We start from the raw sequence: 11190 nt of genomic DNA on the forward strand, positions 1-11190 counted from the left end.
CCTGGAGTCACGTCCGTGTTCATTTCCGACTTCGCCATCAAGCGTCCCATCATCACCATCACCTCGATGCTGGCGCTGGTGGTCTTCGGGCTCGTGTCGCTGGGACTGCTGGAGACCGACGAGTTCCCCGACATCCAGCCCCCGGTGGTGAGCGTCACCATCGTCTATCCCGGCGCCTCGCCGGAGACGGTGGAGCGGGAAATCCTCGAGCCCATCGAGGACGCCATCTTCGCCATCAGCGGCGTGGACCCGAAGGAGACGACGTCCATCGCCACCGACAGCCTGGCGTCCTTCACGGTGTTCTTCGACTTCGAGAAGGACATCCAGGAGGCGACGCAGGACATCCGGGACGCCATCTCCAGCAAGCGCGCGGACCTGCCGCAGGAGATGGAGGAGCCCATCCTCACGCGCTTCGACCCGGCGGACCAGCCCATCGTGTCCCTGACGCTCACGTCGGAAGGGCTGGACGTCGCGGCGCTGTCGCTGGTGGCGGACCCGACGGTGGTGGGCGAGCTGCGCTCGGTGCCTGGCGTCGCCCAGGCGGAGGTCGTGGGTGACGTGGCGCGGGAGATGACGGTGCAGCTCAAGCCGGCGGCGCTCCAGGCCGCGGGCCTGTCGGTGGCAGAGGTGGTGGCGGCGCTCCAGGCGCAGAACCTGGCGGCGCCGGTGGGCCGCATCAACGCGCCGCTGCGGGAGGAGTCCATCCGCCTCAAGGGCCGGCTGGAGAAGGTGGAGGACTTCCGGCGCATGGTGGTGGCCTCGCGCAACGGTCAGGCCATCCGCCTGGAGCAGGTGGCGGACGTCTTCGTCGGCGCCGAGGAGCCGCGCACGCTGGCGCTTTTCAACGGCGCCCAGGCGGTGGGCATCGAAGTGCTCAAGACCCGGGGCTACAGCACCACCGAGGTCGCGGACGCGGTGCGTGCGCGGGTGCGGGCGCTCCAGGGGCGGCTCCCCGCGGGCGTGAAGCTCGAAATCGTGCGCGACGCCGGCGTCCGCGTGGAGAACGCCGTGGACAACGTGCAGTCCGCGCTGGTGGAGGGCGCGCTGCTCACGGTGCTGGTCGTCTTCGTCTTCCTCAACTCGTGGCGCTCCACCGTCATCACCGGCCTGGCGCTGCCGGTGAGCGTGCTGGCGTCCTTCATCAGCGTGTGGGCCTTTGGCTTCACGCTCAACACCATGTCGCTCTTGGGCCTGACGCTGGCCATCGGCATCCTCATCGACGACGCCATCGTCGTGCGGGAGAACATCGTCCGCCACGTGGAGATGGGGAAGGACCACTACACGGCGTCGCGCGAGGGCACCTCGGAGATTGGCCTCGCGGTGTCGGCGACCACCTTCTCCATCGTCGCCGTCTTCGTGCCGGTGGCCTTCATGTACGGCGTGGCCGGCCAGTGGTTCAAGCCCTTCGCCCTCACCATCGCCTGCGCGGTGCTGGTGTCGCTGTTCGTGTCCTTCTCGCTGGACCCGATGCTGAGCGCGTACTGGCCGGAGCCGCCGAAGAAGAACCCGGGCTTCATCACCCGGACGCTGAGCCGCTTCAACGCCTGGTTCGACCGGCAGGCGGAGCGCTACAAACACGTCATCGCCTGGGCGCTGGACCACCGGCTGGTGATGGTGCTGGTGGCGGTGGGCTCGCTGGTGGGCGCGCTGGTGCTCCAGGGAACGGTGGGCGGCGCGGGCTTCGTACCGGTGAGCGACCGCGCGGAGGTGGAGCTGCTGGTGGAGACGCCGCCGGGCTCCAGCCTGGAGTACACCCGGCGCAAGGTGGACGAGGTGACGCGCGCCCTGCGCGCCCATCCCGAGGTGGACTACACCTACGCCACCATCGGCGTGCCCCTGGCGCTCAGCGCGCCCGGCGTGGACCAGGCCCTGGTGTACGTGCGGCTGACGCCCAAGGCGGAGCGCGACGTGAGCCAGGACGCGTTGGGCGTCCAGTTCCGCGAGGAGATGAAGCGCATCGGCGGCGCCACCGTCTCCGTCTTCACCTCGGGCTTCGGCGGCGCCTTCAAGCAGCTCCAATACGAGCTGCGCGGACCGGACCAGCGGGTGCTCACGCAGCTGGCGCAGCAGGTCCAGGAGGAAGTGGCGCAGGTGTCCGGCGCGGTGGACGTGGGCCTGTCCACGCGAGGGCAGAAGCCGGAGCTGGAGGTGGAGCTGAACCGCGGGCTCGCCGGACAGCTCGGCGTGACGGTGGGGCAGGTGGCCCAGGTGCTGCGGCCAGCCTTCGCGGGCCTGGACGTGGGCGACTGGGTGGACCCCATTGGCGAGACAAGGGACGTCATGGTGCGGCTGGCGCCAACGGCGCGTGACAACCCCGACGACTTGTCGCGGCTGCCCATCTCCGTGGGCGCGGCGGCGGGCGGACCGCCCCGACTGGTGCCGCTGGGGCAGGTGGCGGACATCCGCCAGACGCTGGGCCCGGCGCAGGTGACGCACCTGAACCGTGAGCGCGTCATCAACGTGCAGGCGAACGTGCAGGGGCGCTCGCTGTCGGAGGTGGGCGCGGACATCCAGGAGCGGCTGGACGGCGTGAAGCTGCCGCCGGGCTACACGCTGACGACGGGCGGCGAGTCCGCGGACCAGGCCGAGGTGTTCATGCGCGTGTTCATCGCGCTCGGCATGGCGCTGATGCTGATGTACCTCATCCTGGTCATCCAGTTCGGCTCCTTCCTGGACCCGCTGGCCATCCTCCTCTCGCTGCCGCTGTCGCTCATCGGCGTGGTGCTGGCGCTGCTGCTCACGGGCGACACACTCAACCTCATGAGCCTCATCGGCATCATGCTGCTGATGGGAATCGTGGCGAAGAACGCCATCCTCCTCATCGACTTCGCCAAGTGGTCACACGAGAAGGGCATGCCCCTGCGCGAGGCGCTCATCGAAGCGGGCCGCATCCGTCTGCGCCCCATCATCATGACGACCTTCGCGCTGGTGGCGGGCATGGTGCCGGTGGCCATCGGCGCGGGCGAGGGTGGCGACTTCCGCGCGCCGCTGGGACGCGCGGTGATTGGCGGCACGGTGACGTCCACGCTGCTGACGCTGCTGGTGATTCCCACGGTGTACGAAATCCTGGTGGACGGCCGGACGTGGGCCACCCGCGTGCTGCGCAAGCTCTTCCGGATGAAGCCTCCCGAACAGCGGCCCCACGCCCCAGGCGGCGGCCGTGGAGAGCCCCGGCCCGCCCCTCAGGCCCGGCACGATTGAGGGCTCGGCAACGAACGGGCGGACTCAGGACGACAGGACGGTTGGCGCAGCGCGCCAGGGGCCGTAGGGTCAGCCCCTTCCGCCATGTCTCGCGCCTTGCTGCCTGAAAATCACCATCGACTCGTCACTGAAGCCCTGGCCGCGCTCGACGTCCGCAACTGGGTGCTCAGCATCCACGACCCGAGCTTCCCCAGCCTTCCAGAAGAGGACACGGGCTGGGGCTCGCCGTACTCGGAAGGAGCGGCGCGCTTCCTCGCGTTCTCCCGGGAGCTGGGCTTCAACGGCATCCAACTGGGGCCGCAGGGGCAGGTGACGGAGTTCAACGCCTCGCCGTATGACGGCACGCTCTTCTCGCGAAACCTCCTCAACGTGGCGCTCGCGCCGCTGGAGGCCGCCGAGCCCTGGGGCGCGCTGCTGCCCCCGGGCCGCGTGGCGCAGCTCGCCGCCAGCCGTCCCCAGGCGCTGCCCCCCGGCGAGCGCTTCCGCCAGGCCTTCCGCGCGCAGACCACGCTGCTGAACGAAGCGTGGCGCACGTTCCAGCAGAAGCGCGCGGCGCCGGACGCCGCTCCGTCCATCCGGGCGCTGGCCGCGCGCTTCGACACCTTCCGTCAGCAGCACCGGGCCTGGCTGGTGCGGGACGCCCTCTTCGACGTGCTGTGCGAGGAGAAGCGCGAGCCGGACTGGCGGCGCTGGGCGGACTCGCTGGACGGGCGGTTGTGGAATCCCCGCCCGGAGGAGGAAGCGGCGGCCGTCGCGCGCCTGACGCAGCTGGAGCTGCGCTACGCGGACACGCTGGAGCGCTACGCCTTCTGTCAGTTCCTGGTCCACGCGCAGCACCACGGCCTGCGCGAGCGCGTGGCCGCGTGGCGGCTGAAGCTGTACGGCGACCTCCAGATTGGCCTGTCTCCGCGCGACGCGTGGGCCTGGCAGGGCCTCTTCCTGCGCACCTACCTCATGGGCGCGCCGCCCAGCCGGACGAACCCGGACGGCCAGCCGTGGAACTATCCGGTGATGGACCCGGAGCAGTACTTCGAGCCGGACGACGCCGGAGCGAACGCCGGGAGCCGCAACGGGCCCGTGCTGCGCTTCATGAACGCGCGCATGGACAAGATGCTCGGCGAGTACGACGGGCTGCGGCTGGACCACCCGCACGGGTTGGTGTGCCCGTGGGTGTACCGCGCGGACCTGCCGGACGCGCTGTGGTCCGTGCAACATGGCGCGCGGCTCTTCTCGTCACCGGACCTGCCGGACCACCCGGCGCTGGCGCGCTTCGCGCTCGTGCACCCGGAGCAGGTGGACCGCGCCGTGTCGCGCTACGCGGACCGCTGGGTGAAGGACCTCTCGCCCGAACAGGTGCGCCGCTATAGCGTCCTCTTCGACACGGTGGTGGAGGCGTCGCGCCGTAATGGGCGGCAGCTGGGGGACCTGCTCGCGGAGGTGCTCAGCACGCTGCCGTACCCGCTGGAGCGCGTGCTGGCGCAGTACGGCCTGGGCCGCTTCCGCGTGACGCAGAAGGCGGACCTGCACGACCCGGCGGACGTGTACCGCAGTGAGAACGTGGGCCCGGAGGACTGGGTGATGGTGGGCAACCACGACACGAAGTCCCTGTGGCGCCTGGTGGCGGACTGGCAATGGAAGGGCACGCTGCGCGCGCAGGCGGAGTACCTGGCCGCGCGCTTGTGCCCCGAGCCCTCCGAGCGCGAGGCCTTCGCGCGCGAGCTGTCCACGAGCCCGGGGCGGCTGGCGCAGGCGAAGGTGGCGGACCTGTTCGCCAGCCGCGCGCGCAACGTGATGATGTTCTTCACCGACCTGCTCGGGATGCCGGAGACGTACAACGCGCCCGGCACGGTGGACGAGCGCAACTGGTCCCTGCGCGTGCCCCAGGACTGGGCGCGGCAGTACCGCGAGCGGCTGAAGGCGGACGCCGCGGTGAACCTGCCCGCGGCGCTCGCCATGGCGCTGCGGGCCCAGGGCGCTTTGGCCCGCGCGCGGCACCAGCGCCTGTTGGAGGGATTGGACGCGCTGGCCCGCGCGCTGCGGGCCGGGTGACGCCTGGGCTTTCAGTGCTTCACGTCCACCACGAGGCGGGTGGGCTCGCTCAGCTCCATGACGCGGAAGTCGTTGGGCGCCTTGGTGCCCAGCACCCACGTCACCTCGGCCTCGAAGTCACACGTGCGCACCAGCTCCAGCAGGGTGGGCAGCCTGGGCTTCAGCTCCAGCGCGGCCACGGTGGCGCGGCCCTGGTCGTCATGGCCGCGCGCGGGTGAGAGCGTGACTTGGAGAAAGCCCTTGCCGGCCAGGGGCGTCTCGTCGCCGGAGCCACACTGGATGATGGGCTTGTCCACGTACTGGAGCTGGTAGCCGGGGACCTGTGGCCCGTCGAACTCGAACACCACGCGGTCGAAGTCCGCATGCGTGCCGGCGCGCACCGAGCGCAGCGTCACCGACTGGGCCGGGCGCCGCTTCAGTGACACCGGGGTGGTGGTCCACTCGCGGTTCTTCGCGGGCGCATGCGAAGGCGGCTCGGTCTCATTGTCACCCATGGAGGCCGTGTGCACGGGCGGCCTGGCGGCAGCTTCGCCCTCGCGCGGGAGGGTGCCCGGGGGCGGCGAGGTGGGTGGCGCCTGGACCTCGGGCTGGGGCTGCGCGCCGGTGGGGGCCGCGGCGGGCTCCTCCTTCTTGGCGCACCCGGCGAATGCCAGACACCCGGCCAACCACAGCGACGTCATCCTCCGTCCGGACCGCGTCATCATTCCCCTCCTGCCAGGGCCTGCGAGTTCGGCCCATCGTCTCGCACGGGCGGCGGTCCGGGGGCCAGTGTCACGACGGGAAAGCGGGCAAGGCGAACACCTTTGGACGGCCCCGGAAGCGCTGGAAATTTCCACGGAGGGCCGGTTGCCCCGGAGGGTCTCCGTCACCACGAATGCATGACACAGGACGGTGGGGCCGCGACTATCGTCCGCGCCGCAAGTTGCCCGCGCGGCCCCCGAACGCGCACGAACCGGAGAGCACCCTCGCATGGCCCCCCTCGACCTGACCTCTCTTCCCCGTCCCTCCAAGGACGACGCCACCGTGGGAACGATGGCGCGTGGCATCGTCGGCAGCGAAATCCTCCGCATCGCGGCGGAGATTCGCGAGCGGGTCGCCAAGGGCCAGAAGGTGTGCAACCTCACGGTGGGCGACTTCAACCCGCGCGAGTTCCCCATCCCCGACGCGCTGAAGACGCACATCACCACCGCGCTCCAGGCGGGAGAGACGAACTACCCGCCGTCGGATGGCGTGCTGGAGCTCCGCCAGGCCGTGCAGCGCTTCTACGAGCGCTCCCTGGGCCTGAAGTACCCGCTGGAGGGCATCGTCATCGCGGGAGGCGCGCGGCCCATCATCTACAGCACGTACCGCAGCGTGCTGGACGCGGGGGAGACGGTCGTCTACCCGGTGCCCTCGTGGAACAACAACCACTACGCGCACATGATGGACGCGAAGAGCGCGGTGGTGGTGACGGACGCCGCGCGGGGCTTCATGCCCACCGTGGAGCAGCTGGCGCCGCACCTGGGCGCCGCGCGCCTCTTGTGCCTGTGCAGCCCGCTCAACCCCACCGGCACCATGATTGAGCCGGACACGCTGGGCGCCATCTGCGAGCGCGTCGTCGCGGAGAACCGCGAGCGCGAGAAGCAGGGCCGCAAGCCGCTCATCCTCATGTACGACCAGATTTACTGGGTGCTGAGCTTCGGCGCGGCCAGGCACGTCACGCCGGTGTCGCTGGTGCCGGAGGTGGCGCCGTACACGGTGTTCGTGGATGGCATCTCCAAGGCCTTCGCCGCCACGGGCGTGCGCGTGGGCTGGGGCGTGGGGCCGCCGACGATTATCGCCCGCATGCGGGACGTGCTCGGCCACGTGGGCGCCTGGGCCCCCAAGGCGGAGCAGGTCGCGGTGGCGCGCTACCTCGACGACACCGCGGCGACGGAGACCTTCCTGGAGGGGATGCGCAAGGCCGTGGAGGCGCGGCTGGAGGCCCTGCACCAGGGGCTCACGCGCATGCGCGAGGCGGGGCTGCCGGTCCAGCACATCGCGCCGCAGGGCGCCATCTACCTGTCGGTGCGCTTCGACCTGGTGGGCAAGGGGGGCCTGCGCTCCAACGATGACATCCGCAAGCTCCTGCTGGAGAAGGCAAACCTGGGCGTGGTGCCCTTCCAGGCCTTCGGCCTGGACGCGGACACGGGGTGGTTCCGCCTGTCGGTGGGGGCCACGTCGGTGAAGGAAATCGAGGAGACGCTGCCCCGGGTGGAGGCGGCGCTCCGCGAGGTCCTCTCCGCCGGCGCGTAATCCTCGCAACATCTTTCCGCCGCGCTCGTTCCATCATGGCGGTCCTGGGAATACGTTGCCCGGGGCCTCGTTGGGCCGCTCACGTGAATTCCTCCATGCTCAGGCGATTCGTGGATGTTCGGGACGAGGAGGTCGGCGCCGTCCGCTGGTCGTTCCTGTATTTCTTCACGCTGATGTGTGGCTATGCCATCCTCCGGCCCATCCGCAATGAGATGGGCACGGCGGGCAGCGTGAAGGGCTTGGACTGGCTCTTCACCGCCACCTTCCTGGTGATGCTCGCGGCGGTGCCTGCCTTTTCCGCGCTGGTGTCGCGTTGGCCCCGGCGGGTGGTGATTCCTCGCGTCTACCGCTTCTTCCTGCTCAACCTGCTGGGCTTCTTCGTGGTGCTGAAGCTCGGGGTGGCGCGGGAGACGGTGGCGCGCGTCTTCTATGTCTGGTTGAGCGTCTACAACCTGTTCGTCGTCTCCATCTTCTGGAGCTTCATGGCGGACGTCTTCGCCAGCGGACAGAGCAAGCGGCTCTTCGGCTTCATCGCCGCGGGGGGCACCACGGGCATGCTGGTGGGGCCCTTCCTGGTGGGACGGCTCGCCGAGCCGGTGGGTCCGGTGAACCTCATCCTCATCTCGGTGGTGCTGCTGGAGGTGAGCGCGCAGTGCGTGCGCCGGCTGAGCGGCTGGGCCCAGGACGTGCAGCATCAGCCCGCCGCGGCGCAGGGCCCGTTGGGCGGCGGCGTGCTCGCGGGATTGCGGCTCATCGTGACGTCGCCGTTCCTGCTGGCGCTGGGGCTCCAGGTGCTGCTCTACGCGGCGACCTCCACGTTCCTCTACTTCCAGGAGGTGCGGCTCGTCGCCGCCATGGGCAACGATGCGGCCAGCCGCACCGCCCTCTTCGGTGACATCGACTTCTACGTGCAGCTGGCGACGCTGGGGTTGCAGACGCTCGTCACCGGGCGCGTCATCTCCTGGCTGGGGCTGGGGGCGGGGCTCGCCGTGGCGCCGGTGGTGACGGGCCTGGGCTTCCTGGGGCTGGCGGCCATGCCGGTGCTGACCGTGCTCATCCTGTTCAAGGCGGTGCGCGGCGCCAGCCACTATGCGCTGGAGCGGCCCTCGCGCGAGGTCCTCTTCACCACCGTGGACCGCGAGGCGCGCTACAAGTCGAAGAGCTTCATCGACACGGTGGTGTACCGCGGCAGCGACACGGTGAGCGCCTGGCTCCAGGGCGGCCTCACGAAGCTGGGCCTGGGCATGACGGGCCTGTCGTTGGCGGCGGTGCCCCTGGCCGGGCTGTGGCTGGGCGTGTCGCTGTACCTCGCGCGTCACCAGCGGCGGCAGGCGGAGCCGGTGGTCCCCGCCGCCGCGCCCGAGGCGCCGGTGTCCGAAGAGGCCGCGGCCCGCTAGCGGTTATCCACACGCAGTCAGTCCACACACGCAGGAGGAGTCCCGCATGACGCTGTCTCGCAGGAGTGTGATTCAGGGAGCGGCCGCGGCCGGCTCGCTCTGGGCCATGGGGTGCGCCACCACGGGCACGTCCGGTGCCGCCGCGTCGTCTACCCAGGGGCAGGGGGAGCAGGCCTCCGCGCCCGCCGCGCCGCTGCGCCTCCTCATCCTGGGCGGCACCGCGTTCCTGGGGCCGGCGCTGGTGGAGTTCGCGCGCTCGCGCGGCCACACCGTCACACTCTTCAACCGGGGCAAGACGAACCCGGGCCTCTTCCCGGACGTGGAGAAGCTCGCGGGTGACCGCGACCCGAACAAGGGCGCGGGCCTGAAGGCGCTGGAGGGCCGCGAGTGGGACGCGGTGGTGGACACCTCCGGCTATGTGCCGCGCGTCGTGCGCGCCTCCGCGGAGCTGCTGGCCCCTCACGTCCAGCACTACACCTTCGTGTCCTCCATCTCCGTCTACAAGGACTTGTCACGGCAGGGGCTCGACGAGACGGCCGCCGTCGCGACGATGGAGGACCCGGCGAACGAAGAGGTGGACAAGCACTACGGCGCGCTGAAGGCGCTGTGCGAGCAGGCCGCCGAGGCCGCCCTCCCGGGGCGCGTCCTCAACGTGCGGCCGGGCCTCATCGTCGGGCCGGATGACTCGTCCGACCGCTTCACCTACTGGCCGCTGCGCGTGGCCCGCGGCGGTGAGGTGCTGGCGCCCGGCGATGGGCAGGACCCCCTGCAGTTCATTGACGTCCACGACCTGGCGGCGTTCGTCATCCGCTCCGTGGAGCGCCGCGTCACTGGCATCTTCAACGCCACCGGCCCCAGCCAGGAGCTGCTGATGCGGGACTTCCTGGAGGCGAACAAGACGGCCCTGGGCAGCGACGCGCGCTTCACGTGGGTGGACGCCGACTTCCTCACGAAGCACACGGTGGAGGCGTGGTCGGACATGCCCGCCTGGATGCCGCGCAACGGTGAAGAGGGAGGCATTGGCAAGGTGAGCATCGCCAAGGCGCTGGCGGCGGGCCTCACGTTCCGCCCGGCCACGGAGACGATTCGCGAAACGCTGGCCTGGTTCAAGACGCTGCCGCCCGAGCGGCAGGCGAAGCCGCGCTCCGGCCTGTCCGCCGAGCGGGAGAAGGAAGTGCTGGCCGCGTGGCACCAGGAGCGCGGCACCGCCACCGCGGGCTGAGCGAGCCCCCGAGCGCGGGGAGGGGCGGGTGAAGCGCCTCCTCCCACCGCCCGTCCTTGCGTTCAAGGACGCCGGTTTGGCACGAAGGGTGGGGCAGCGCGGCTCGCTGCCTGGGGGAAAGGCCATCATGACGCCCGACCTGCTGACGGACGCCGCATCCCCCCTCCTCCGCGCCCGTGGCACGCCCGTGCTGCAGGCGGCGTGAGTACACGGGCCGGGTACCCCGCAAAGCAACGAGGGATGCCCCGATGGACTCGGAGCATCCCCCGGATTTCGACCCATCTATCGGGTTCGCCCTCCCCCTCTGGCGAGCGTGACCCCGGGTCCCCCATCCACAGACTTTGCCGCCCCCGCGGCGCCGTCCTCCTACCCGCCCTTGGTGTGTGTCCGGAGGGCCTTGGACCCCTCCAGCGAAACTGCGTGTGAAACCTTCCCCCTACACCGCTTACGGCCCCTTCAGGTGTACGTGCCCGGCGCCCCCCAGCACCGTCACTCGGGGGAGCCGAGGCCCCCCCTTCACCTGTCCTGCCGCGTCCCAGGGCACCGCGGGCCTTGAGAGGGCCCGCAGCCGTGCCTGCGTCTGAGCGCGTCCGAACGTCTGCGGGCGCATGGACGCCACCCGCGTTACGTCCCTCGACTGGATTTGGATGGCTGCCGTCACGGCTGAATTCGCCAGGACCGCCAGCTGTGCCCGCTTCGCCCCCGCGAAGGTGGCCAGCTCCGGAATGACGATGCCCTCCAAAGCCCCCCCAGTGGCTTCGAGCCACTCCCCCCGGGAAAAGCGCCCCGGCCGTTGAGCCGTGGCCCTGCTCCCCTTGTCGCCGTGCGACACTGCACCGAGCCTCGTGTTTCCCCCTGATGCCCCCCGGCCCGGTCCATACGCGACGTGCGACATGCTTCTTCCCCCCGTTCGGTCCGCCGAAGTGACTGGCGACAAGGGCATACTGGCTCAGACCCTGGACGGAGTTTTCCGCCTCCGCGCCAATTGCTTGCGTGAGCGCGCCAGCGTGTCTGGCGTGTTTTACGGGGTGTCGGAGGGGCGCATTT

General features: G+C 70.5%; 7 protein-coding genes. 6 read left to right on the forward strand and 1 reads right to left on the reverse strand.

Going from position 1 to position 11190, the window contains the following annotated elements; genetic code table 11:
• Nucleotides 1–15: 15 nt before the first annotated feature.
• Both HV826_RS25510 and HV826_RS25515 read left to right on the forward strand, forming a co-directional pair.
• Complete coding sequence (locus HV826_RS25510; protein ID WP_176419581.1) at nt 16–3201, forward strand: efflux RND transporter permease subunit; 3186 nt, start codon at nt 16–18, stop codon at nt 3199–3201.
• Nucleotides 3202–3285: 84 nt separating this feature from the next.
• Nucleotides 3286–5250, forward strand: coding sequence for a 4-alpha-glucanotransferase (locus HV826_RS25515; RefSeq protein WP_176419582.1), 1965 nt, complete (start codon nt 3286–3288; stop codon nt 5248–5250).
• Between the two features lie 11 nt (nt 5251–5261).
• On the opposite strand, the gene HV826_RS25520 is transcribed toward HV826_RS25515, so the two are convergent.
• On the reverse strand, nt 5262–5954 hold the full coding sequence (locus HV826_RS25520; protein WP_176419583.1) for a hypothetical protein: 693 nt from the start codon (nt 5952–5954) through the stop codon (nt 5262–5264).
• A gap of 265 nt (nt 5955–6219) precedes the next feature.
• On the opposite strand from HV826_RS25520, the gene HV826_RS25525 reads away from it, so the two are divergent.
• From HV826_RS25525 to HV826_RS25540, 4 genes are all read left to right on the forward strand, one after another.
• Nucleotides 6220–7524 carry a pyridoxal phosphate-dependent aminotransferase gene (locus tag HV826_RS25525; RefSeq protein WP_176419584.1) on the forward strand — a complete coding sequence of 435 codons (1305 nt, stop codon included), beginning with the start codon at nt 6220–6222 and terminating at the stop codon, nt 7522–7524.
• 95 nt (nt 7525–7619) lie between these two features.
• Nucleotides 7620–8921, forward strand: coding sequence for an NTP/NDP exchange transporter (locus tag HV826_RS25530; protein WP_255208341.1), 1302 nt, complete (start codon nt 7620–7622; stop codon nt 8919–8921).
• A gap of 46 nt (nt 8922–8967) precedes the next feature.
• Entirely contained in the window at nt 8968–10143 is a 1176-nt protein-coding gene (locus tag HV826_RS25535; protein WP_176419586.1) for an SDR family oxidoreductase, read from the forward strand.
• Between the two features lie 28 nt (nt 10144–10171).
• Entirely contained in the window at nt 10172–10348 is a 177-nt protein-coding gene (locus HV826_RS25540; RefSeq protein ID WP_176419555.1) for a hypothetical protein, read from the forward strand.
• Nucleotides 10349–11190 lie beyond the last annotated feature (842 nt).

The organism is Myxococcus sp. AM010 (assembly GCF_013372585.1).
GTDB classification, from domain to species: domain Bacteria; phylum Myxococcota; class Myxococcia; order Myxococcales; family Myxococcaceae; genus Myxococcus; species Myxococcus vastator.